The organism is Coleofasciculus sp. C1-SOL-03 (assembly GCF_040220555.1).
Lineage (GTDB): Bacteria > Cyanobacteriota > Cyanobacteriia > Cyanobacteriales > Coleofasciculaceae > Coleofasciculus.
On sequence record NZ_JAVJUO010000140.1, the window covers coordinates 75,502 to 99,827 of the forward strand.

Genomic DNA, 24,326 nt, shown 5'->3' on the forward strand with positions numbered 1-24,326 from the left:
ACTTGCGATCGCGTGTGTCGGTTTATAGAGTAACTTGGGGAAGCTGAGGGAGCTTGATATTAAACCTCTGGCTCAATTCCAGCCGCTCTTAACTGCGCTATCAAGGCTTGAACACGTTGTCGCTCCTGCTCCACTAATTCTACTCCCCAGGGTAAAAGTTGCCCAGATTCATCCCACCACCGCAACCAATACCCCTGGCGGTTTCCCTTCCTTCCTTCCCACACACCCAGAAATAAACCGAGTGCGTCTATCCAGTAGCGATTCTCCTGGGGTTGTTGTAGGATATATCGCCCAGAATCGTTGAGCTGATAGACTTCTAGCACACCTTGTTGGGGTTCAAAAATAGCATACTGGGGGACTCGCAAGACTTGCTCATAAAAATACCATTTTCCTGGGGGATAGGTGGGTTTGATGGAATATTCACCGCCTTCTGTATCTGAGAGAAACTCGATGACAATTCCTGGACTATCCCCTTGCAGGTGAGGCGTATAACTACGACGGACATTCTCTGGTGACACCTCAATTCGAGGGACGTACATCCAATCGGGAGCTTTAATCACAATCTTGCCATCTAACCGGGCACAAACACCATAATTCGTGGCGACTAGCGTGTTTTCTCGCAATCGCCCTGTTTGTTCCAAACTTTCGCTCAATGCGGCGGCTAATGTTGGCTGATTAATATTATCCACTGGCTCATCGGGTAAGGGAAAATCATCGGGTAGCTTCTCCCAGGTAATTTTAGGCTTGCTGGTTACCGTTGTCATCACGTAGTCTCTCCCTATCCATAAGCTCTATTGTAGATAAGTACGGAGCGCGATCGCACAACTTGATACACTAAGAAAGCAGTGGATAGCGTGGTTCTATCTCAGACAACGACCAAGGAATGACTGGGAATGGCAGAGGATTTTTCAGTTGATCAGCTTTTGGACAAAATGAGCGAAGCCTACGAAGACGCCGGAAAGGACACCGGACAGTGTAATGTATTGGTCATTGGCAAAACGGGTGTGGGCAAAAGTACGCTGATTAATGCGATTTTCCAATCTCGTCTGGCAGAAACGGGAGTTGGCTACCCAGTGACCCAAACTATCCGACGCTACCGCAAAAAAGGCTGTCCGATCACCGTTTATGATACCCCTGGACTGGAACTCAATCCCGAACAGATTCAACAGGTGCGCTTAGATGTTGCGGAACTTATTGACACGCAACGGTTACAAGCCGCCCAAGAGCATATTCATGTGATTTGGTACTGTTTAGAACATGAGGCGGGACGGTTTGATGAAGTTGAGGAAGCATGGCTGAAGACGCTCAACTTGCAAGATGTACCGATTATTTTAGTCTTAACCCAAACCTTAACCCGAAAGCGCAGCGAGTTTCAAGTCTTTTTAGATAGTAAAAACTTACCCGTTTCTCAGATTGTTGCGGTTCTCGCCCAGCCTAAACCCATCGATGATGAGTATACAATTAAAGTCCATGGTTTAGACCATCTGGTTGAAGTAACGGCTAATCTTCTGTCTACCGAAGCACGTAAGGCATTTCTGAGAGAACAGAGTCGCAATATTACCTTAAAAGCTGGGGAAGCATTTAAATATGTGACGGGATATGTGGCGGGTTCTGCATTAGTCGGTGCGTCTCCGATTCCTTTTTCTGATGCACCGATATTAGTCACCATGCAAACCGTGATGCTGGCAAATATCACCGCTATCTTTGGCTTACCCTTTGATCGCGCCTTTACCAGCACCGTACTCTCGGCGATTGTCGGCGTGGGCGGTGTGGCAACTGTGGGTCGAGCGATCGCGGCGAACTTACTTAAAATGATACCGGGTGCTGGGACAATTGTGGGCGGTGCAATTTCCGCTTCTACCGCCGCCGCTTTAACCTTGGCGCTGGGTTTGGCATATATCGAGTCTCTCAAATATTATCTGAAACGCAAACTGGAAGGACACGAAATTCCTCTCTCTGAACTGGCAAAAATTATTGTTGAACAATATAAATTCTATGCCAGAACTGGTCAAAAAACATTGAAAGAGGAACCCCTCACACCTCCTCGCCAAATTGATATTGAATAAGTCAACCCTCTTAAGGGTCAATGGCACTGAAAATTTGCCTTTGGGGAGCATCAAAACCCTTGATATACCGTAGGGTGGGCATTGCCCACCAGCCTTTGAGAATTTCTGGTCATTTATAGCATTACGGGCATACGTTAGAACATTACTCTGTTGCCTATTGCCTATTCCCTATTGCCTTTTCACCTAATTTTATTGTCCTAACCTCAATGCGTAGTGCTATATGCCAGGGAGAAGTCAATTATCTTGTTGTTTTGAATGCTGTCGTTTGAGCAAGACGCCTAAACCCAGAGCGGTGACTGAACCGAGAACAGTTAGGGGTTCAGGGACAGTATGAACTGGATTGAGATTGACCTGCTCAAACCCATTCACTTGGGCAACTCCCAGAATATCCACCTCAGACGCAATGATTCGCTGACTTGCTCCAAAGGTTGTTGATAATAGGGTTGTCGGTCGGTCAATATGTCCGCCCCCCTCTGGAGACGTTGGTATTTTTGTCCCCCTAAAGGGAAGGGGTTCACTGAGCACAATCGGATCGCCAAAGTCAGGATTGTCTTTATTAAAACCTAATGCATGTCCAATTTCATGCTTGACAGTGGTAAACAAATCGACGTTGCCCAAAGCGTTACCACTGTTCGCTGTATAAATACGCCCTATATTAATTTCTCCTCCCCCAAAATCTTCCCTAGTCTCTTCAAAGATTTGAAATTCTTCGTTTTGTTTCGGGGTAGAGTCTAAAAACCAATTGATGCTGCCATTATTGTTAACCTGAATAGTCGCTTCTGTAATGGGAAAACTAATCGGTGTTATCGCCACTCCTAAGACATTATCCTCCAACGGCTCCCATCTCAAGTCAATGTTTACAGTCAAATCATCCTGAATTGCTAGTTCCCACCAATCAGCCGCCGCCTGGAAAATATCCATTAAATTACCTCCCCCAACTGCATTGCTGGGTGCCACTCCGCCTTTGAAATTCCCCTTAATCGTGACAGCCTCAGCTTTTGGTGCGATGACAGAAACGGCAACTAAAGAGCCTAACGTTGCCCAAGTGAGTGAATTGACGAGTGGTTTCATGGTTGTTTTTGAAGTTAAAACAGATAGCCACTTTTTCATGTCAGTTTCCCTCGCTTAAAGTATCTTGACTACTCTCATGATCGCTTTTATGATTTTGAAGTGTCACACTCAGTTTGAGATCAGTAGTCAAGGGATGAAACTGATCTTGTTTGGGGTGACTGAACTGGGACAATTGATTATCGTCAACCTATTAGGGGTTGTCGGATGTAAGGGTTAAAGTTACAAAGTTTCAATCAACTTCAACCAAGCTTTATAATTAAAATAGTTTGGTAAAGATATTGTTAAAATTATAGGCTGTAGGAGACAACCCTCTTGCAGCCTGGAATTGCAAGCCGACCTAAGCACCAAATTTTCCCTCGACAGAGGGTTGAAACCATTGCCCATTGCCCATTGCCCATTGCCTATTCCCTCTCCCCACCACAAGACTTATTCAGCAAGCCCTACTTATCCATTGAAAGAGTGCCGTGCGGCGTCTAAAAGTAACCGTTGTTCAGCCCGAGCGATCGCGTGATAAGTTGCTTCCACATCACTGACATCCACAGAAATCGATTGAATCCCCCATTCCACCAAGGATTCAACCAATTCCGGATACTGGGCTGGGGCTTGACCACAGATTGCACAAGGAATCCCCGCCTCCTTTGCCATATCGATCAATTGCTTAATTGCTCTCATGACGGCGGGATGACGTCCATCGAGTCGGGAACCCAACTCCCCCAAATTGCGATCGGCGGCTAATAATAATTGCGTCAAATCATTCGTACCAATCGAGATTCCCTGCACACCCGCCCTAACATAATCCGGCAATAAAAACAGTACCGATGGCACTTCTGCCATAATCCAAAGTTGAAACTGAGGATTATCCATTAATCCCGCTTGTTCCACCCGACGACGACAAAAGGCAAACTCTTCAACGGTTCGCACAAACGGCAACATGAGTTGAACATTACTATATCCCTGAGCATAAAGTTGATTTAATGCCGCCAGTTCCAAATCAAAACTCGTCGGATCATGTAAATAGCGATACGTTCCCCGTCGCCCTAACATCGCATTCACGACGGGAAATGTCGAACCCGTCACATCCGACGTATCCCCATGGATCAATTCCGCTTCACCCCAATCCAAAGAGCGATAAAATACAGGTCGTGGCATCAACGCCGCCGCAAACTGCATCATCAATTGAGAAAGGCGGGTGACTAACTCCTGTTTCCGCCCTTGTCGCAACCATTCCTGAGGGGGTTGATTATCCAATACGTCCAAAATCATCAATTCTGATCGCAATAAACCAATCCCATCAATCGGCAAATCCCGAATTCGTTCCAGAGATTGGGTTTGGCTAAGATTCACCAACAATTGAGTGGCAATAGGAAATCGGTTATATTCTCTGTGCGATCGCCTTTCTCGGTTTTCAACGGCGACATCTACAGCTTCTCCAGCCTCTTCTTTGGCATCCCTGGCTAAACGTTGAATTTCGCCGCGATCGCCATCTACCAATAGTACCTCCCCCGTTTGTACCAATTGGGTAATCCCCGCGACACTAACCACCGCCGGAATCCCCAATTCCCGCGCCACAATTGCCGCATGAGACGTCATTCCCCCCTGTTCCGTCACCACACCTGCGGCTTGCCTTAACATCGGCAGCCAATCGGGAGCAATTGTTTGCGTCACTAAAATCCGATCTGGGGGGATCGCTTGCCAATCCTGTTCCTCCCCCATCATCACCTGTGCCACCGCTTTTACCTGTCCCGACGCCGCCGGTAATCCTCGCAGTGGTTGAGGTTGGGATAGGAAGGATGGAGAGGAAGAAGCGGACTGAGGGCGAAATTGAGTCACGTATAGCTGAGGTTCTGGAGTGTTAGGAATTTTACAAAGAGTCCAGTCAAAAGAAAAGGGGGGATTGAGTTGGGTTTGCAGTTTTGCGGATAACGCCATAATCTGTTGCCAAGCGTTATCATCCAACACAGGCTGCTGTTGTTCTACCGGGTGGAGAGGATAAGCTTGCACGACATTTCCTGTCGGTTCTGGGTTAAGTCGATAGGCGAGGGTTTTATTTCCCCGTTGATTGAGCAAAATGTGATGGGTAGGAATCGCGATTTGATAGGTATCCGGTAATACTTTACCCTGAGTAATCGCCATACCGAGTCCCCAGGTGGCTTGGATCTGCCAGAGATCAGATTGCGCTTGGATGACGCCAGACGCGACAGTTTCATCGGTTGGTTGTACCAGAACCGCTAACTTAATCTGATCCAGTCCAATGCCGACACGTTGCCAGTAAAATAGGCTTTTGGCGCGAAACAGTTCTGCCCACACCTGTTTTACGGTATGGATTAGAACATCTGGCTGTTGGCGGCAATAATGAGATGCCAACAGTTCTGGAATTGGCGCAGATTCTAGCCAGTCTTCGCGGTTAACTGGATCAGTGGACATCGCCATCCGCGATCGCACCTCAGGAAATGACAGGGATGGCTGTAAAATCAGGGCGGGGGTGTCTAGAGTTTTAGCCGCATCCAGAATCGGCACTCGCCAACCTTCTGGTACAGTGGCAGAGGTAATCACTTGGCGAATATGTTGAGCAACCTGTTGTAACTGACGGGGATTATCAACATTCACGTATAACGAGGACTGCGGTAAATCGGCTAACAATGGTTCAGATTGACTTAAATCAGCGATGACTTGCCAAAACGCGATCGCTGGAATCACAAAGCCAGGAAGAACTGGATACCCTTGTTGCCCAAGTTGACTTAAGCCAAAGGCTTTTTCTCCCACCAGGGAACGTTGTGATGGTTGAATCTGATCCAGCCAGTAGAGATTGTCCACAATTTGCGTTGGAATGCCACTCGCGGTTAAGTGATCTAGAATAACGGAAACTGGAGTGAGCTACAGTGTTGAGTAAACCCCTTTTTGCTATGGCGACTGGAAGTCTACACCAACATAGACCAAGCCTTCCCGAAGGGTAGTCCGCCTGCACGGACTAGATTAGGGCTTGCTGCACAAGTCTAAAACCTTTAGCTATCAAGGCGTTGAGTAGCATGGACATTGGCTCATCTTCAAGTTCCTAAGGTATCAACTGACACCTGCACTATCCTGCCCATACGCCTGCCATGCTAAGTCTACCAGTCCATTCACAATAGCCGCCGCGACGACCGATGACCCTTTACGCCCTTCGATGCGAATATGGGGTACTAAGGAATCTTCGAGTCGGGATTTGGCAACATCGACCTCCACAAATCCTGAAGGTGTACCAATGACCAAGGCGGGGCGGATTTCCTCGGCTTCAATTAGTTCCACCAACGCGGTTAGCGCTGTTTGGGCTTGACCTACCACAAAAATCCCTTCTGGGTAACGTCTGGCTAGGGTTTGAATTCCCCAAGCCGCCTTTGTCTTTTCTTTTTGCGGGCGGGTGATGGCTTCCATGCTGCAATAGACGGGATTGGCAAAGGTTTCTTGGATGTGAGGCGTAATTCCCACCTGTACCATCGGCACATCTACCACAATTGTAGTTCGAGCCGCTAGCGCCGCCGCACCTGCTTGTAACGCACGTTCGGAAAACCGAATCAGCTTTTGATACTCAAAGTCGGCTGTGGCATAAATCACCCGGCGCACAAGTTCGTATTCGGCGGGTGAAAAGGTATGAGCGCCAATTTCGCGATCGATAATTGCCAAACTTTGAGCATCTGTTCCGTGCCATTCCATGGTGTCTCTCAATCCCAACCCGATTTTTGAGCCGTGACAACGTTAAGGCTGACTCTAGGTCAGCTTCCTAGATAGCTTATCAAATTATTCTGACATTCTGTAGACTGAAACGGCTTGCGATCGCGCATTTTGCCTTTGAAAGATAATGTAGCGTGTAATACAAATTAATCAGACCTGTAGGGGCGACCCGCTTGCATTAATTAACAACACCAATCCACTCAATGGGGTCGGGTCGCCCTTTCTCTGGGGTCGGGTCATGATCTGGATTATGTCTTGAACCCCTGGTATAGACGTAGCCTGACCCGTCTGGAACATCACCGACTCTTACCCAATCGACGCTAGAGAGACGGTTTGGTTAAATGGGAACAATAGCTATCCTCAACAATTTTAGATTTAGAGGACATCTTTATCGATTTATGGTGCGAGGTTTGGGAAACAACCTCTTTTTCCGGATGGATAGTAATCCGCTTACAAACCAAGTGCTGGCTTCCAGGACGGACAAAACCCCAGGTATAGATTTGGGAATCAGAGGGGGTTGCTTGCGCTGGAGCTAGTCGGAACGCAGTCAATAATACTAGCTCTGCCACCACTAGAACTACAACTACGGCTTTCAGCATCGTGTTCTTTGGGTTGATAGATTAAATTAATATTGCCACCTGGGATGTCGTCTTGGCAATAACCTAGAGACGGTAAAGTTTGAGTCTCACCAACCGCCTTGGGTTTAAACCCAAGGCTTAAAGCTAAAGTCAGCTAAAGCTGACTGGATAAGTAGGTGGATATCATTAAAGGCGGGCGGTGGAGAACTTGCTTTCGCCAGAAGCGGTTAAATGGGAACAATAGCGATCCTCAACAATTGTCGATCGCGAGGACATCTTTACCGATTTATGATGCGAGGTTGGGGAAACCACCTCTTTTTCTGGATGAATCGTAATCTGCTTACAAACTAATTGCTGACTTCCGGGACGCACAAACCCCCAGGTATACACTTGGGAATCAGGGGTTGTCGCTTGCGCGGGAGCTAGTCGAAGTGTGGTTGATAATACTAGCCCTAAAATAAATAAAACGACAAGTACGGGTTTCCGCATTGGTTTCTCTCAGTTGACTGAGTTCAAATTAATTTTTCTGTCTACTCTTTATTATAAACGCCATTCTTGATCGGGGGTTATAGACCCTTGCTTCGGTTTCTCTGGACGTAATGGTGGCGTCACCAACAAAAGTTGCTCCCGTCAGGTTTGACTCATCCTGGCTTTTGAGCCAATCCGTGCAGGCGAACGTAAGTTAGTCTAACGGCAAATTCCATGAAGCTGTTGGTGAATTGACGCGGGCTTTGACCCATCCCCCCTTATCAAAACTATGCATTACTCACATCTTTCTTAACAATTTCTCGGCAGACTTTGCCTCCAGCCGCCAGTAGGATGATACGCGACAGCATGTCGTCTGGATAGGGCGATGTTTACAAAGTTATTTGCCAATGAGATAATTGCCGATTACTTCCTCCCATCGGTTGCACTGTTCAGATATGGCATCCTGTAGCCTTTCTGGACAGGGATAGGAATTGAACCGATTGATGTGAGTAAGGTTGCCTCGGCTTCTGGAATTCGTAACCATGGTTTATCGCCCTGGCGTTTTGTGGTACTCTCTGCTGTATTGTCAGTGTTCAAGTTCCAGGGTGATGGCACAAACGTCAACATAAAACCGATATAATCCCCAAGTGGTTCAGATGATCACTCAAGCTCAACCTCTCCTCCACTCAAATCACTGTTTTTCCTAGTCTCTAAATAAATATGTGGGTACACTACCTGTGCCAGTTTCTAACTGCCACAACTGACAAGAAATCTAGTCCTAAGGTCATCTTTTGGTTTACCCTTAGCCTAACTTTTGCAGCACTTTACAGTATTTTGGCTCTGCAACAAGTCTTCAGTAGTGAGTATGTTGTCCAGGACGATGCGCGACAGCATGTCTTCTGGATGCGGCGGTTTTTAGACCCAGCGTTATCTGTCTGTAGGGGTCTGGGGGAGCGATAAGACCCACACTGAAATCAAAGATTACAGTGTGGGATGCCTTCACTCCCCCAGGTTAATTTAAGGGGTATTTAACCCCTTAAATTAACACTTAAAGCTACACAGTTAACTGGTAAGCGCTGTATAATAAGGGCATGCTGACATTTAACTATCGCTACCGAATCTATCCAGATACCGCTCAAGAACAGCAATTGATTGAGTGGATGGAGATTTGCCGCCGTGCATACAACTATGCGCTGGGGGAGATAAAAGATTGGTGCAATAGTCGCAAATGTTTGATTGATAGATGCTCCTTAATGTATGAGTACATCATCCCAGCAGAAACCCCATTTCCCGGTGAAGTGAGGCAGCTTAACAATTTGCCAAAGGCTAAGAAGGAATACCCCAAATTAAAAGAGGTTCCCTCTCAAGTCCTGCAACAGGCAATAAAGCAACTGCATAAAGCTTGGGACTACTTTAAATCTCGTGGGTTTGGCTTTCCTAGGTTTAAGAAGGTTGGGCAGTTCAAATCATTGCTGTTTCCACAGTTTAAGGAAAATCCAGTAACGAACCTTCATATCAAGCTGCCAAAATTGGGGACAATCCCAATCAACCTGCACCGCCCTATTCCATCTGGTTTTACGGTTAAACAGGTGCGAATTACAAGAAAAGCCGATAAGTGGTATGCATGTATCAACATCCAGTGCAATGTCAGTGTCCCCGACCCAAAACCTCATGGACACCCAATTGGGGTAGATGTGGGACTAGAGAAGTTTTTGGCAACCAGCGATGGAGTTGTTGTCCGTCCGCCTAAGTTTTTTAAAACGCTGCAAAGCAAGCTGAGATTGCTGCAACGCAGGCGTAAGCGAAAACAAAAGCGGTCAAAAAATTACGAGAAACAACGACTCAAGGTTGCCCGACTTCACCACTACATTGACAATATCAGGAAAGACTTTCACTTCAAGCAAGCTCACGCCCTTTGCGACGCTGGTGATATGGTTTTCATGGAAGATTTAGACTATAGAGTTAGTGCCAAAGGGATGTTGGGTAAGCAGATGCTTGATGCGGGGTTTGGTCAATTGAAGACCATCACCCAATATGTGTGCTGGAAACGAGGAAAGTTTTTTGCTGTTGTTGATGCCAGGGGTACTTCTCAGGAGTGTCCCGAATGTAAAGGTGAAGTGAAAAAAGACCTGAGTGTCCGGGTACATGATTGCCCTCATTGCGGCTATAAAACCGATAGGGATGTTGCTAGTGGTCAGGTAATCAGAAACCGAGGGATAGAGTTAATTAATACCGATGGGCTATCGGGAAAGGAAACTGCCTGTGCAGCCGATCTACCGGGGGTTGAGGTAACTCAATCTAGGCAAGTGGCGAAACCCCGAAAGGGAATAACCAGGAAATCCTCAAAGTGATTTGGGGAAGCCCACACCATAATTTTCAATTTGGTGTGGGAGGATGTCACGAGACAAGAAGGTTCACTGTGCTACAGGCAGATTGTATTTTGAAAACGCCACCCAATTAAAAACGATGCGTTTTGATCAATTTCTGGCTGAGACAATAACGGATAAGTCAAGCAATACTATCCGATTTTGGTTGATTCTAAGCCTTCTCGTTGCTACGCTTTACGGTGTTTTAGCTTTTCAGTCTGCTTTCAGCAGCGAATACGTGGTGCAGGATGATGCGCGACAGCATATCTTCTGGATGCGGCGATTTTTAGACCCAGCATTATTTCCGAATGATATAATCGCCGATTATTTCCAATCGGTTGCACCGTTAGGCTATCGCGCCCTGTACCATTTTATGGCAGGAATTGGCATTGATCCGATTGTTTTGAGTAAAGTTTTGCCTTTGGTTTTGGGATTAGTTACCACGGGTTACTGTTTTGGCGTGGCGGTGCAATTGTTACCCATACCTCTGACTGGATTTATCGCCTCTGTACTGCTGAATCAAAATTTGTGGATGCAGGATGGGTTGATATCGGGAACTCCCAAGGCGTTTATCTATCCCATCCTGTTGGCGTTTTTGTATTATCGGATGCGCCAGTCGCTAATCGGGACAGGAATCGCGATCGCGCTGTTAGGATTATTCTATCCCTCATTAGTGCTAGTCTGCGCGGTGTTTCTAATTTTGCAGTTGTGGCGATTTAACCGAAAAATTCCCTATCTGTCTCAAAATCGCCGCGATTATTGGTTCTGTTTCACGGGTTTGGCGGTGGCGTTTGCGGTGTTATTACCCTACGCGATTAGTCTGTCAGAATTTGCCCCGGTAATCACGGCTGCACAAGCCAAAGATTTACCCGATTTCTTATCTCAAGGGCGAACGCGCTTTTTTGTTAACGATGCTTGGTCATTCTGGTTTAATGGACGCAGTGGTATCCGTATTGATACCGCCTTAGCGCCGCCTCTGAGTTATTTGGGTTTGCTATTACCTGTTATGTTACGCTTTCCCTCTCGCTTTCCCCTCGCCAAGCAGGTAACTGGGAAGATGGGAGTCTTAGTCAAGTTCTTATTGGCGTCAGCTATTTTATTTTTAGCCGCCCATGTTCTGCTGTTCAAACTACACCTACCCAGCCGTTATACTCAGCATAGCTTACGGATTGCGATCGCGCTGGCGGCAGCAATCGTTATTACCCTAATTCTGGACAGGGTTTTCGCGTGTAGAGACGCACCATGGCGCGTCTCTACGGTCAAACTGGGATCAGTTTGGGCATTGGGTTTAACCAGTGTAATCGGAATTACCTTACTAGGCTATCCTCACTTGGTTCTAAATACCTTTCCTTGGACGGCTTATATTAGTGGCAATGTGCCGACATTATATGAGTTTTTTCAACAGCAACCCAAGGACAGTAAAATTGCCTCGTTAGTGGAAGAAGCCAATAATTTACCCACATTCGCCCAACGCTCAATTTTAGTCGGACGTGAATACGCGATTCCCTATCATTGGGGTTATTATCGCCAATTTCGCCAGCGGATGTCGGATTTAATTGAGGCACAATATAGTTCCGATTTGGCGATTGTCCAGGAGTTTATCCAAAAGTACGGGATTGATTTTTGGCTGCTACCGACTGCACCGTTAACCGCCGAATCGATTGCGAATGATTCTTGGTTGATGCAATACCAACCTGCGGCGAATCAAGCCATAGCCCAACTTGAAGCTGGGAAACAACCTATTTTGGCATCGTTGAGCAGCGATTGTGCGGTTTTGGAAACGCCAGGATTGATGGTTCTAGAGGCAGAGTGTATCCTAAAACCAAGACGCGATCGCTAAACGATTAAGATTTACGTTTATGGCAACAGTATAAAACTCCAGACTCCGCAATTCAAGTTGAAGTGCAAAAAATTACATACCTGATAAAGGGAAAAATTCAAAAATTTTAACCCTTGAATAAATTCTGTACGCTGTACTAAGAAATGTTAACAAGCCTCAAACCCTTACTGTTGCCTGTTCCCTGTTCCCTGTTGCCTAATCTCAACCGTTAACTTTAATTTTGTCCGACTACGTACTGGCTGGGTAAAGATGTCAATTTGTCAAGATGACGGTGATAGGAATTTTTCGCGATCGCTCCGGGCATAGTAGACCCATGTTCAGAGCGTCCATTTTCGGCAATTCAGCGTGAAAACCGACACTATCTTCTATAACCTGTTTCTCGAATTTCCAGCCATTTTATTTGAACTCATCGATTCTTCGCCAGAGGAAGCCGCCATCTATGAATTCACCTCCCGTGAAATCAAACAACTTTCCTTCCGGTTAGACGGCTTGTTCTTACCCACGACGGAAGACGCAGAAAAACCGTTCTATCTGCTGGAAGTTCAATTTCAACCCGATGAGGAGTTATACTATCGATTATTTGGTGAACTCTTTCTCTACTTGAGGCAATACCAACCGCCTCATCCTTGGCAGGTTGTCGTGATCTATCCCACTCGTAGGATTGAACGAGAACAGAGGTTTCAATTTGGTGAAATCCTTGCCCTCAATCGAGTCAAACGCATTTATATTGATGAATTAGGAGAAACCTCATCGGGTTCACTTGGGATTGAGATGGTTAAGCTGGTGATTGAGGATGAGGAAACCGCACCCGAACGGGCAAGACGCTTAATCGCACAAGCTCAAGCCCAAATCGATGATCAAGCAACTCAGCGCAACCTGATCAACTTAATTGAGACAATCATTGTTTACAAGTTACCACACAAAAGCCGCGAGGAGATTGAAGCAATGTTCAGCTTAAGTGAACTCAAGCAGACTAAAGTTTATCAAGAAGCCTTAGAAGAAGGTGAGCAGATAGGTGAGTACCGGGGTGAACTGAAAGCCAAGTTAACCGCGATACCGCGCATGATAGAATTTGGCTTAAGTTTGTCGCAAATTGCCCAGTTGCAAGATTTACCGCTAGAGGTTGTGCAACAGACAGAAGGGTTATTTCAGCAACAAAAGTTTGCCGCTTTTATCGAACTCTTAAATAACCAACGTGACCTGTTTTCAGCCCAAGATTTGGCACAGTTAAAGCAGTGGGTTGCACCTGTACCGGATCAGATTGAAGATTTATCCGAGGCGATCACACAATGGTGTAATCAGGAATCATATACCATCCAGCGTCAGGCTTGGCGTCAAGTCCTCTCTGATTTATGGCAAGCTACCGTTGAAACCATCTTGAAAACTTACCCCGATACCCTGAACATCCCTTCCTCTCTTCTCACCAAACAAATGTTGCAACAGGGGATTGAAGGGAGATAATTTCCAACTCAACCCTCAAAAACCGCTATACTAGAACGTTAAACGGAGTCGTTATGAGTTTATTTATATGCCTAATCCTACTGTAGAAAACTTGGTGATTATCGGTTCAGGTCCTGCGGGTTACACCGCTGCCATTTACGCCGCCCGTGCTAACCTTAAACCCGTAATGTTTGAAGGCTTCCAAGCCGGGGGACTTCCTGGCGGTCAGTTAATGACGACAACTGATGTAGAGAACTTTCCCGGTTTCCCCGAAGGGATCACCGGTCCGCAACTGATGGAACGGATGAAAGCCCAAGCTGAACGCTGGGGGACAGAATGCTACACCGAGGATGTCACGTCTGTAGATTTGAGTCGGCGTCCTTTTATTATCCGTTCTGATGAGCGAGAAGTCCAAGCCCACAGTATTGTAATTGCCACCGGTGCCACCGCCAAACGTTTAGGACTCCCCAGTGAACATCAATTCTGGAGTCATGGAATCTCCGCCTGTGCGATTTGCGATGGTGCGACTCCCCTGTTTCATGGTCAATCCCTAGCCGTGGTGGGTGGGGGTGACTCGGCGGCGGAAGAAGCGGTGTATTTAACCAAATACGGGGATCATGTGCATTTATTGGTGCGTCGTGACCAACTGCGGGCATCGAAAACCATGCAAGATAGAGTGTTAAATAACCCCAATATCACCGTTCACTGGAATACCGAGGCGGTGGATGTGTTTGGCGAAAAGGGTCGGATGAGTGGGGTTAAACTCCATAACAACCAAACCGGTGAGGAGAGCGAGTTACAGGTTAAAGGATTATTTTACGCGATCGGTCACACTCCCAATACCTCCCTGTTTCAAGGACAACTTGACCTGGATGACGTGGGCTATGTTATTACCAAACCGGGTTCTGTGGAAACCAGCGTAGAAGGGGTTTATGCAGCGGGTGATGTGCAAGACCATGAATTTCGCCAAGCGGTTACGGCGGCGGGAACGGGCTGTATGGCAGCTATGTTAGCCGAACGCTGGTTGTCTGCCAATAACTTGATTCAGGAGTATCACCAGCAACCCGAATCTGAACAACCTACCCAGACGGCGGATGAGAAACCGATAGCAGATACAGAAGCAACCTTTGATATCAACAAAACCCGGCATGTTGGCGGTTATGGCTTACGCAAACTCTTCCATGAGAGCGATCGCCTGATTATGGTTAAGTATGTGTCACCCAACTGTGGTCCTTGCCATACCCTGAAGCCAATTTTAAATAAAGTGGTGGATGAATATGAGGGCAAAATTCACTTTGTCGAGGTCGATATTGAAGCAGAACCCGAAATTGCGGAAAATGCCATGGTGACTGGGACTCCCACGGTACAATTTTTTAAAGACAAAGAGATTTTAGATCAACTCAAGGGATTAAAACAAAAAAGCGAATACCGTCAGATGATTGAGAAATACCTACCCGCCGAAGTTTCAACAGCTAGATAGTGGTGGGAGAAGCATGTAGAGACGTAGCATGCTACGTCTGGGAAGCTGGGGAAACCACAGATAGAATGGTGCGTTACGCTGCGCTAACGCACCCTACTGGGCTGACCCACCTAAAATGGTGAATTAGAATTGTAGGGGCGCACGGCGTGCGCCCATTCTAACAGTAAAATCTATTGCACAATTTTAGCTGGGTCATGGCACTAGATTAATTGTTGGAATCGCTGATCCTGCCGAATACTCGCTAAATCAGAGTCATTTTTAGCTAACTCTCGGTATTGATCAGGACTCAGATTAAGCGTTTTTTGTAGGTTTTCGATCGCCTGGTCAACATTGCCTTGCAAGGCATAACAGCAGGCTTTATTGTAAAACGCATTCGCATTGTTGGGTTTTAACGCGATCACTTTATCAAAGCTAACCAATGCTTCTGAGTAGTCTTCTAATTGTAAAAATGCATACCCTCGATTATACCAAGCCTCATATTTATCGGGCTTAATTTTCAAGGCTTCGTCATAACTGGCTACAGCATCTTGAAAGTGTCTCAAGTTGACAAGAGCATTGCCCCGATAATACCAAGTACTGGGTTGTTGATACTTAAGTTTCAGGGCTTCATTGTAACTCGCCACGGCTTCTGGAAAACGGTCAAGGCGATATAGCACTCCTCCTCGGTTGTTCCAAGCTTCATGAGCATCGGGTTTAATTTTTAAGGCTTCGTCATAGTTGGCGAGGGCTTCTTGGTACTGTTTTACATGTACCCAAGCATGTCCTTGGTTATACCAGGCTTCGTATTTATCTGGCTTAATTTTTAGGGCTTCTTGATAGCTAGCGATGGCTTCGGTAAAGCGTTGTAAGCTAAACAGAACATTGCCTCGGTTGTACCACCCTTGATGTAGGTTCGGTTTAAGGTCTAGGGCGTTATCATAGCTAATGCTTGCCGTTTCATACTGTTCTAAATTCACTAGGGCATTGCCTCGATTGTACCAAGCGGGATAAAAGTCGGGTTGCAATTTCACCGCCTTGTCGTAACTAGCGATCGCCTCTTGATGGCGTCCTGCCTTATCCAGTGCAATCCCGCGATTATACCACAGTTGATACAAGTTCGGTTCACGTTCTAACACTTGATCCAGGGTAGCGATCGCTTCTTCAAACTGTCCAGACTGGATCAATACAATACCCAGATTATACCAAGCTTCATGGGTGGTGACTTCCAGGGGATGATTGTAACTAACGTTTGCGGCTTGAGGGTTTTCTAGAAGGAGAGTACTCATCGATGTATTTTTTGCTATGAGAGGCTTTTAACCTGGGTTTAAAGGTTGCAGCGTTGAGGGGAAACGTTCTCACGATTCTCGATTGAGTGCAATACATTCGGAGTTGGGAAAGAATGGGGGGTTTAGGGTTTAGGGTAGGGCAATCAGAACCGCGATCGTTCACGGCTTCGGTTTGTCTCCTCACTTGCTTGATCAACGCCTTTAATGGCTTATTCTTCCCCAACTCCCCCAAATCCGGATCAGTTAGTGACATCCTCCCACACCAAATTGAAAATTATGGTGCGTTGCTCCCCCAAATCACTTTGAGGATTTCCTGGTTATTCCCTTTAACGAGATGCACCTGCTATTGATTCCTCCCCAATTGTTAAAGGCTGCATAGAGGTTGGGTTGAATGTCTAAAAAGTATGGGTAACGACCAAGATGGTTGCACTACAAGGATTGTGCAATTCTTGATATTATTCTTGATCCTAAAGTTTAAGTGCTAAACAGCTTAAGCCTTCCCACGCCCAATTAGCTTCTGAAACCGCTTATTTTTCCGTAATCGTGCTAAATCGGGGTCAGTTTGAGCGACGGGTAGGTATTTCTGGGGATTTACCTTAATCGCCTGTTCAATATAATTCACCGCCAATGTCACTTTACCTTGGGCGGCGTAACAATACCCTTTGTTATAAACCGCGTTAATATGATCAGGATTCATTTCTAACGCCTTGTCAAAACTTGCCATCGCCTCCCGATAGCGCCCCATCTTAACTAAAGCATAGCCGCGATTGTCCCACGCTTCATAATTCTCAGGCATACATTCTAACGCCCGATCATAGCTAGCGACAGCATCTTGTAAACGTCCCAATCGCCGCATAGTAAGTCCTCGATTATTCCAGCAATGGGTTTCATTGGGGTCGAATTCTAACGCTTTCTCGTAGTAGAGTAATGCCTCTTTTTCACGACCCATTTCCGAAATGACGATCCCTTTATTAATCCAACTGCCGATATGATTAGGTTTGAGTTCCAATGCTTTGTTAAAAGACGCGATCGCATCGTCCCGTTTCTGGAGTTGCATCAATAGACAGCCTTGGTTGTACCAGATTTCTGGGTGATTGGGACTAATTTGCAGGGCTTTGTCGAAACTCTTGAGGGCGGCTTTGTGGCGTCCGAGATTGGTTAAGGCGTTACCGCGATTACTCCAGGCTTTATCGTAGTTGGGATTACAGGCGATCGCTTGATCGAAACTTGCCAAGGCTTCTTTGTTGCGTCCCAGAATCATCAGGGAAGTCCCGCGAGAGTTCCAGGCTTCAGGATGCTGGGGTTCTCGTTCAATCACTTGATCGAAACTGGCGATCGCGGCTTCATGCTTTCCCCAGTCTGACAAAACGATGCCTCGATTCAACCATATACTCGCATCCTGGGGATTTAACACCCCCGCTTGGTCAAAACTGGCGATCGCTTCTTCATGTCGCTGCAAATGTCCCAGGGCGAGTCCCAAACTTGCCCAAACCTCCCCATTTTCCGGGGTAAGCTTCACCGCATCTTGGAACAGGGCGACGGCGGCGTCAAAGTCTCCCCCCTGCAAACAGCGCATTCCTTGTTGAATGATGAATTTAACGGCTTTGGGATCACTCATAAGTAGGTGGACACAATTAAAGTTAACGGTTGAGATTAGAGAACTCTTAACTGGGAACAGGGAACAGTAAGGGTTTGAGGGCGATTTACTTGCACTTAATACAGTACCGTTTTCTTTTGTCTGACTTACTTACTTATAATGATCAAGTTTATCAGTTCACCGCCGCTTCAATGCCAAGGTTAATCCATCGGCAATGGGGACTAAACTTAAGATTACCTGTTCATCTTGACTAATGGCTTGATTCAATGCCCGAATCGCGGCGGTGTTTTTATCTTGCATCTGAGGATCAGCCACTCGCCCACCCCAGAGGACATTATCAATGGCAATTAAACCCCCTGGACGAATTAATTGCAGCGATCGCTCATAGTAGGCTAGATAATTGACTTTATCGGCATCGATAAACGCAAAATCAAAGGTTTCTGCTTGTCCTGCGGCTAATAGGTCGTCTAATGTCTCTAAAGCAGGTGCTAATCGCAAGTCTATTTTATCCGAGACTCCGGCGGCGTCCCAGTAACGACGGGCAATGGCGGTATAGTCTTCACTCACATCACAGGTGACAATTTTGCCATCATCGGGTAAGGCTAAGGCGACGGCTAAAGCACTATAACCTGTAAATACGCCAATTTCTAAGGTTTTCTTGGCACCCATGAGCTGAACCAATAATGCCATAAACTGCCCTTGTTCCGGGGCGATTTGCATGGCGCTATCTGGATGGGTGGCGGTTTCTTGCCGTAATTTTTGCAGGATATCGGGTTCTCGCAAGGACACCGATAATAGGTATTTATACAGTGGAGTATCTAAACCTAGGGTTTTGTTAGACATAGGCAATAGGAAACAGGGAAGCAGGAGGGCTAGGGTAGCCGCGATCGCAGGATGCAGATATTGATATCTATCCGATCTAACTCTGTTATGTTGACTTTTAGCACATTTTCCAATACGTGCCAATCTACCTAAGGGTCAAGTCAGGGCGGGTTTAGTTATACAGCGCTTAATTCTGTAATAAAGTACAGGAGATCAAAGTCCCCCTTTTAGATCCCCCTTCCGTCCCCCTTAAAAAGGGGGAGACCAAAGGATGCTTCGCTTTTTGTTCCATGGGGGATTTAGGGGGATCGAAAATGTACCGCATAGCAGAGCAAACTGCTGTATTTGGGTGAGATAAGACACAATAGTAGTCAAACCCGCCCCTACACCCTAGCCACTTTAGTGAAAAATGGAACCACAAACCCACGCCCAACTTCAACAACGAAATCAATTCCTAGAGAGTATTTATCAAGGCGTTGCTCATCCGATTACGGTAATTGATGTTTTACCCTCTAATGAATTTCGTTTCGTGGAGATGAATCCGGCATCTGAACGATGGATGGGTAAAGGTTTAGAGGAAGTAAAAAACAAATCCCCTGAACAGATTTTTCCGGCGGATGAAGCAACTGCTATCGTGGATAACTATACTCGATGCGTTCAGGAGAGACGTGCAATTGTCTATGAAAATTATTGCCAATCTCAGGATAGTTGGTGGTTAACCACGCTCACGCCTTTATATGATCAAGAGTCGCGGATTTATCGGTTAATCAGCAGTAGCCTGGACATTAGCGAACGCAGACAAGCAGAACTTAATCTTTCTCACTTCTTCAATAAAATACTGATATCTAACCTGAATCAGCGCACCCTGGATTTACGCCACACCAGTCAGAAATTGGTTAAAGAAATTCAATCTTGTCAGCGCGTCAACACTAAATTAAAAGAAAGCGAACAAAACTTGCGCCAAATTGCCGAAACCCTGCGGGAAGTCTTATTTATCCGCACGGTTGACCAGATGATCTATGTCAGTCCAGCTTACGAAAAAATCTGGGGACTTTCTTGTGACTCCCTCTATCAACAGCCAAATTCTTGGCAAGATAGGATTCATCCGGAGGATCGCGATCGCGTGATTACCGAATGGCAAACTCACGTCTGGGACAAACCCTTTGAGCAAGAATATCGGATTATTCAACCCAATGGTGAACAGCGTTGGATTTGGGCGCGTACTTTGCCAATTCTCGATGATTCTGGACAGATTAACCGCAATGTAGGAATTGCTGAAGATATCACCGATCGCAAGCAAGTTGAAGAAAATTTACGCCAAAGTCAAGCTAAACTTGCAGAAGCAGAAGAACTAGCTCATCTGGGTCATTGGCATTATGATATGGCGACTCATAAAATTACTTGGTCAGCCGAAACATTCCGGATTTTTGGTCGAGATCCCCATCACGGTGAACCGACTTATACACAACTGATACACCAGATTACTCATCCTGATGACCGCAAACATTTTACCCAAACCGTTGCCTATAGTATCCAACATAAGCAACCCTACAAATTAAACTATCGACTGATTCGTCCTGATGGTTCAATTCGCCACATTTTCGCTAAAGGGAAACCGACTTTAAACTCAGACAACCAGATCATTGGTGTATTTGGAACAATTCTCGATATCACAAATCTCAAGCAAACTGAAGCCGCATTACGCCAGAGTGAAGAAAAATTTCGTCAGTTTGCTGAGAATATTCAGGATGTTTTCTGGATGACAAATGTAGAGAAGACCAAAAACATTTATATTAGTCCGGCTTACGAAACAATTTGGGATCAACCCTGTGCTTCTTTTGATGAGGATTGCCTATCTTGGTTGCATAGAGTTCACCCCGATGATCGCGATCGCATTGGCAGCGCTATCTCTAAAGAGGTGTTAGGCACGTATGATGAAGAGTATCGGATAATACGACCCAATGGGGAAATTCGTTGGATTCGCGATCGCGCCTTTCCCATCTACAATGAACAAGGTGAAATTTACCGCATTGCCGGAATTGCTCAGGATATCACAGAGCGTAAACAAACAGAAATCGCCTTACAAAAAAGAGAACAACAATTCCGGCAAATTTTTGATCATGCTCCCATTTGTATGTCCCTGATCAACTTTCATACCCATCAGTTTATTCAAGTCAATCCCGCTTATTATCAGACGCTGGGATATTCTGAGTCAGAAATAAAGTCGCTTACCTTTGACGATTTTACCCATCCTGATGACTTAGGACGTGATTTACACTACATGGAACAAATTGATCAGGGTCAAATCGATAGTTTCCGGATGCAGAAGCGCTATTTTAAAAAGAATGGTGAGATTGTCTGGGCAAATCTAACCGTTGCGGTGCTGCGCGACTTGATTGGCGAACCTGTATTTTGTGTTGCCATGATCGAAGATATGACTCACCAGCATCAATTGCAATCTGAATTAAGCCAAAGTGAACACCGATTCCAAACTTCACTGGATAATATATTAGATTGCTTTGGTTTGTATAAACCGATTCGTGATGATTCGGGTCAAATTATTGATTTTGTGATTGAGTATATTAATGATGCTACGAATCGGTCTAACTGCTTTACTCAACCCGTGCAGATCGGTCAACGAATCTACTCAGTTTTGCCTCCTGCTTATCAAGATGAGTTATTCGATGCCTACTGTCAGGTTATGGAAACGGGTCAACCGTTGGTTAAAGAATTACTCTTCGATGATGATTTATCCCATTCTCAACACTTGAGACAAGCCTTCGATATTCGTGCTGTTCGTTTCGATGATGGGTTAGCCGTAACCTGGCGCGATATTACCCAACGCCAGCAAGCAGAAGCTCAAATTCAAGCGTCCTTAATTGAAAAAGAAACGCTGCTAAAAGAAATTCACCATCGGGTCAAGAATAATCTACAAATTATCTCCAGCTTGTTGCGCTTACAGACAAGAAAACTGAAAGCACCCGAAATCTTAGACCTTTTGCAAGAAAGTCAAAATCGAGTGCAAGCCATGGCACTGATTCACGAAAAACTGTATCAGTCTGAGAATTTATCTAAGATTAACTTTGGCGCTTATATCCAAAGTCTGGTCGATTCTCTCTCTCGCTGCTATGGAGCAAGGCAAAAAGGGATTACCTTTAATCTGACGATTGCTCCCGTTTCGCTGTCGATTGATACCGCCATTCCCTGTGGGTTAATTATTAATGAATTAGTATCCAATTCCTTAAAATATGCCTTCCCCGACTCCCGCAATGGTGAGATTGGCATCACTCTCCAGACTGTAGGAGGAACGAATGAAGGCGAAGGGGAGGATCAGGGAGATGGGGGGAATGTCGCTGACTTAAGCTGGGTTCGTAGTAGTCACTTTAGTGCCATAAGCGCTGAAGCGCTGACTACAAACTCTAAAGTCAGTGCCATTGGAGATAGGGAAGATGGGGAAAACAACTTAACAAACGCCACTTCAGACTCTCTATCCTCTGTCCACCAAGAACAGTTATGCTTGATTATCGGTGATAATGGCATTGGTTTCCCAGAGGACGTGGATTTTAGGCAAACCTCGTCTCTAGGCTTACAGCTTGTGTGCCGATTGACTAAGCAACTCAACGGTGAGATCAAACTCGATCGCAAACAGGGAACTCAATTTATAATTGTTTTTAGCTTTAACCAGAATTGCTCCTTCTCATAAACAACCTTTAACTTTTTGGCATCGAGCCAGGTATGTATCCTAAAATACATAATTGGTTGTGGATATATCAATAAAATTATCTTATATATTAGCCAGGATATAAACTTGTCTAGGAGGGGCAATGCTGAGTTAACTTAACCCACTTTGGACTAACAAGGAAGCAATCATCATGATATCGAATGCGAAGCTGCTGATTGTAGAAGATGAAGAAATTGTGGCTTTTGATATTGAAACCACTTTGCAGGCATTAGGGTATGACGTCGTGGGGATAGTGACGACGGGAGAAGAGGCGATCGCCACCGCAACTCAAACCAAACCCGACTTAGTTCTCATGGATATCCGACTCCCCGGAAAACTGGATGGAGTTGAAGCCGCCAAGGAGATTAGTCAACGTCTAAATATTCCCGTCGTCTATCTGACTGCCCATGGTGATGGACATACCTTAGAGCGAGCCAAAATAACCGCCCCCTTTGGTTATCTGCTCAAACCCTTCCAAGAAGACGAACTGCAAACCACGATTGAAATTGCCCTCTCGCGCCATCAGTCTGAAGAACGGCTGCGGTTAGCCTTAGCCAAAGAAAAAGAATTAAACCAACTGAAAACTCAGTTTATCGCCATCACCTCCCATGAATTCCGCACCCCCCTCACCACAATTAGTTCCTCAAATGATCTGCTGGAACGCTATTGTCGGGATAGCATGGACGCCAAAAAAGAAAAGCATTTGCGGCAAATTAAACTATCCGTAAACCAGATGATCCAGTTGTTGGATGACGTTTTACTGATTGGTCGAGCCGAGTCTGGAAAAGTTGATCTTCAACTTATTCCCATCAATTTAGTTGAATTTTGTCATAACTTAGTCGAAGAAATCCAGACCAATGCTGGGGAACAATACCAAATTATCTTTAACCACCAAGGTGAAGTCAGCGAGGCTTGTCTAGACGTTAACCTATTGCGCCACATCCTCTCTAATTTACTGGCGAATGCGGTCAAATACTCCCCCGAAGGCGGCGTGGTTAAGTTTAATTTATTCAGTAGCGATACCAGTGTCACGTTCCAGATTCAAGACAGTGGAATTGGCATTCCTCCAGAGGCACAAAAGAACCTGTTTGAATCCTTCCATCGTGCCAGCAATGTCGGCACAATTAAAGGAACAGGTTTAGGACTGTCCATCGTCAAGCGCTGCGTGGACATTCATGGCGGTGAAATTAGGGTAGACAGTGAAGTTAATGTCGGCACAACGTTTACTGTTACCTTACCGTTGAATAGTGTTGATGGTTGACCCATACCTTTGATGAAGGTGTTTGTGTAGGGGCGGGTTTCACTATTATCGTTTTTCCCCTCACCCAGATGTAACTAAACCCGCCCAGACCACACAACCTTTACCGTGACATCACCGTTGAAATAGTGTTGATTGTTGCGTTTTGACCAGAAAATTTATGGGTCAATTTTAGGCAATGGTTCATGTCGATTTTCCTGGTTTTTTCTGATACCTAATGCAGGGCGACCCGATAAAATTTATCGGTCAATTGTGTTCATTTTTGCAGCGGGTCGCCCCTACCGTTGAATTGATATCGATAGAATTGATGTGACAGTTTCCGATAATTAATCCTACGCGATTCAGGGTTACGTCGATAAAATTAATGGGTTGATTTTAGGCAAGGGTTCATGTCTATTTTTCTGGGTTTTTCTGATACCTGATGCAGGGCGACCCGATAAATTTTATCGGTCAATTGTGTTCATTTTTGCAGCGGGTCTCAAGCCAGCCCTCACCCAAGCCAGCCCTCACCCCCAGCCCCTCTCCCAAGCTTGGGAGAGGGGAGCAAGAGGGGAGCAAGAGGGGAGCAAGAGAATCCGATTTATCGCACTACGGGCAGCCTATTGCCTATTCCCTATTCCCTTTTTACCCAATTTTATTGTCCTAA

General features: G+C 45.8%; 16 protein-coding genes and 1 pseudogene. 8 read left to right on the top strand and 9 right to left on the bottom strand.

The features are described from left to right. Positions 1-59: 59 nt before the first annotated feature. Positions 60-764 carry a Uma2 family endonuclease gene (locus RIE73_RS22225; RefSeq protein ID WP_446403260.1) on the bottom strand — a complete coding sequence of 235 codons (705 nt, stop codon included), beginning with the start codon at positions 762-764 and terminating at the stop codon, positions 60-62. Between the two features lie 129 nt (positions 765-893). On the opposite strand from RIE73_RS22225, the gene RIE73_RS22230 reads away from it, so the two are divergent. Then, on the top strand, positions 894-2,066 hold the full coding sequence (locus RIE73_RS22230; RefSeq protein ID WP_446403261.1) for a GTPase: 1,173 nt from the start codon (positions 894-896) through the stop codon (positions 2,064-2,066). A gap of 234 nt (positions 2,067-2,300) precedes the next feature. Here the strand turns inward: RIE73_RS22230 and RIE73_RS22235 are convergent, their stop codons facing one another. The 4 genes from RIE73_RS22235 to RIE73_RS22250 form a co-directional block, all read right to left on the bottom strand. Next, positions 2,301-3,137, bottom strand: a complete 837-nt coding sequence (locus RIE73_RS22235) for a PEP-CTERM sorting domain-containing protein (RefSeq protein WP_446403262.1) — start codon at positions 3,135-3,137, stop codon at positions 2,301-2,303. A gap of 444 nt (positions 3,138-3,581) precedes the next feature. Next, a complete protein-coding gene (locus RIE73_RS22240; RefSeq protein ID WP_446403263.1) occupies positions 3,582-5,951 on the bottom strand; it encodes a putative PEP-binding protein in 2,370 nt (789 codons plus the stop codon). A 246-nt stretch (positions 5,952-6,197) separates the two neighbouring features. After that, positions 6,198-6,827 (bottom strand): precorrin-8X methylmutase, encoded by a 630-nt coding sequence (locus RIE73_RS22245; protein ID WP_446403264.1) that lies wholly within the window; start codon positions 6,825-6,827, stop codon positions 6,198-6,200. Between the two features lie 782 nt (positions 6,828-7,609). Next, complete coding sequence (locus RIE73_RS22250; protein WP_446403265.1) at positions 7,610-7,912, bottom strand: hypothetical protein; 303 nt, start codon at positions 7,910-7,912, stop codon at positions 7,610-7,612. 699 nt (positions 7,913-8,611) lie between these two features. Here RIE73_RS22250 and RIE73_RS22255 point away from each other — a divergent pair. From RIE73_RS22255 to trxB, 5 genes and pseudogenes are all read left to right on the top strand, one after another. After that, a pseudogene (locus tag RIE73_RS22255) lies at positions 8,612-8,821 on the top strand (hypothetical protein); the annotation flags it as partial. Positions 8,822-8,982: 161 nt separating this feature from the next. Further along, positions 8,983-10,242, top strand: a complete 1,260-nt coding sequence (locus RIE73_RS22260) for an RNA-guided endonuclease InsQ/TnpB family protein (RefSeq protein ID WP_446403266.1) — start codon at positions 8,983-8,985, stop codon at positions 10,240-10,242. 43 nt (positions 10,243-10,285) lie between these two features. Further along, entirely contained in the window at positions 10,286-12,097 is a 1,812-nt protein-coding gene (locus tag RIE73_RS22265) for a hypothetical protein (protein WP_446403267.1), read from the top strand. A gap of 345 nt (positions 12,098-12,442) precedes the next feature. After that, positions 12,443-13,558: an Rpn family recombination-promoting nuclease/putative transposase gene (locus RIE73_RS22270; RefSeq protein WP_446403268.1), complete on the top strand. Its 1,116-nt coding sequence runs from the start codon at positions 12,443-12,445 to the stop codon at positions 13,556-13,558. Positions 13,559-13,625: 67 nt separating this feature from the next. After that, on the top strand, positions 13,626-15,017 hold the full coding sequence (gene trxB / locus RIE73_RS22275; protein ID WP_446403269.1) for a thioredoxin-disulfide reductase: 1,392 nt from the start codon (positions 13,626-13,628) through the stop codon (positions 15,015-15,017). 200 nt (positions 15,018-15,217) lie between these two features. Here trxB and RIE73_RS22280 read toward each other — a convergent pair whose 3' ends face one another. From RIE73_RS22280 to RIE73_RS22295, 4 genes are all read right to left on the bottom strand, one after another. Beyond that, positions 15,218-16,282, bottom strand: coding sequence for a tetratricopeptide repeat protein (locus RIE73_RS22280; protein WP_446403270.1), 1,065 nt, complete (start codon positions 16,280-16,282; stop codon positions 15,218-15,220). Beyond that, positions 16,239-16,535: a hypothetical protein gene (locus RIE73_RS22285; protein ID WP_446403271.1), complete on the bottom strand. Its 297-nt coding sequence runs from the start codon at positions 16,533-16,535 to the stop codon at positions 16,239-16,241. Before RIE73_RS22285 ends, RIE73_RS22280 begins: the two co-directional genes overlap by 44 nt. 237 nt (positions 16,536-16,772) lie before the next feature. Next, complete coding sequence (locus RIE73_RS22290) at positions 16,773-17,900, bottom strand: tetratricopeptide repeat protein (protein ID WP_446403272.1); 1,128 nt, start codon at positions 17,898-17,900, stop codon at positions 16,773-16,775. Between the two features lie 156 nt (positions 17,901-18,056). Continuing rightward, positions 18,057-18,722 carry a class I SAM-dependent methyltransferase gene (locus tag RIE73_RS22295; RefSeq protein ID WP_446403273.1) on the bottom strand — a complete coding sequence of 222 codons (666 nt, stop codon included), beginning with the start codon at positions 18,720-18,722 and terminating at the stop codon, positions 18,057-18,059. Positions 18,723-19,110: 388 nt separating this feature from the next. On the opposite strand from RIE73_RS22295, the gene RIE73_RS22300 reads away from it, so the two are divergent. Together RIE73_RS22300 and RIE73_RS22305 are read left to right on the top strand one after the other, a co-directional pair. Further along, positions 19,111-22,404 carry a PAS domain-containing sensor histidine kinase gene (locus RIE73_RS22300; protein WP_446403274.1) on the top strand — a complete coding sequence of 1,098 codons (3,294 nt, stop codon included), beginning with the start codon at positions 19,111-19,113 and terminating at the stop codon, positions 22,402-22,404. A 169-nt stretch (positions 22,405-22,573) separates the two neighbouring features. Next, on the top strand, positions 22,574-23,683 hold the full coding sequence (locus RIE73_RS22305; protein ID WP_446403275.1) for a hybrid sensor histidine kinase/response regulator: 1,110 nt from the start codon (positions 22,574-22,576) through the stop codon (positions 23,681-23,683). The last annotated feature ends 643 nt before the right edge of the window (positions 23,684-24,326 follow it).

Coding starts and splice junctions, on each gene's coding strand:
- RIE73_RS22225 (WP_446403260.1), bottom strand. CDS start 764: ATGACAACGGTAACCAGCAAGCCTAAAATTACCTGGGAGAAGCTACCC.
- RIE73_RS22230 (WP_446403261.1), top strand. CDS start 894: ATGGCAGAGGATTTTTCAGTTGATCAGCTTTTGGACAAAATGAGCGAA.
- RIE73_RS22235 (WP_446403262.1), bottom strand. CDS start 3,137: ATGAAACCACTCGTCAATTCACTCACTTGGGCAACGTTAGGCTCTTTA.
- RIE73_RS22245 (WP_446403264.1), bottom strand. CDS start 6,827: ATGGAATGGCACGGAACAGATGCTCAAAGTTTGGCAATTATCGATCGC.
- RIE73_RS22250 (WP_446403265.1), bottom strand. CDS start 7,912: ATGCGGAAACCCGTACTTGTCGTTTTATTTATTTTAGGGCTAGTATTA.
- RIE73_RS22260 (WP_446403266.1), top strand. CDS start 8,983: ATGCTGACATTTAACTATCGCTACCGAATCTATCCAGATACCGCTCAA.
- RIE73_RS22265 (WP_446403267.1), top strand. CDS start 10,286: ATGTCACGAGACAAGAAGGTTCACTGTGCTACAGGCAGATTGTATTTT.
- trxB (WP_446403269.1), top strand. CDS start 13,626: ATGCCTAATCCTACTGTAGAAAACTTGGTGATTATCGGTTCAGGTCCT.
- RIE73_RS22280 (WP_446403270.1), bottom strand. CDS start 16,282: ATGAGTACTCTCCTTCTAGAAAACCCTCAAGCCGCAAACGTTAGTTAC.
- RIE73_RS22285 (WP_446403271.1), bottom strand. CDS start 16,535: ATGTCACTAACTGATCCGGATTTGGGGGAGTTGGGGAAGAATAAGCCA.
- RIE73_RS22290 (WP_446403272.1), bottom strand. CDS start 17,900: ATGAGTGATCCCAAAGCCGTTAAATTCATCATTCAACAAGGAATGCGC.
- RIE73_RS22295 (WP_446403273.1), bottom strand. CDS start 18,722: ATGTCTAACAAAACCCTAGGTTTAGATACTCCACTGTATAAATACCTA.
- RIE73_RS22300 (WP_446403274.1), top strand. CDS start 19,111: ATGGAACCACAAACCCACGCCCAACTTCAACAACGAAATCAATTCCTA.
- RIE73_RS22305 (WP_446403275.1), top strand. CDS start 22,574: ATGATATCGAATGCGAAGCTGCTGATTGTAGAAGATGAAGAAATTGTG.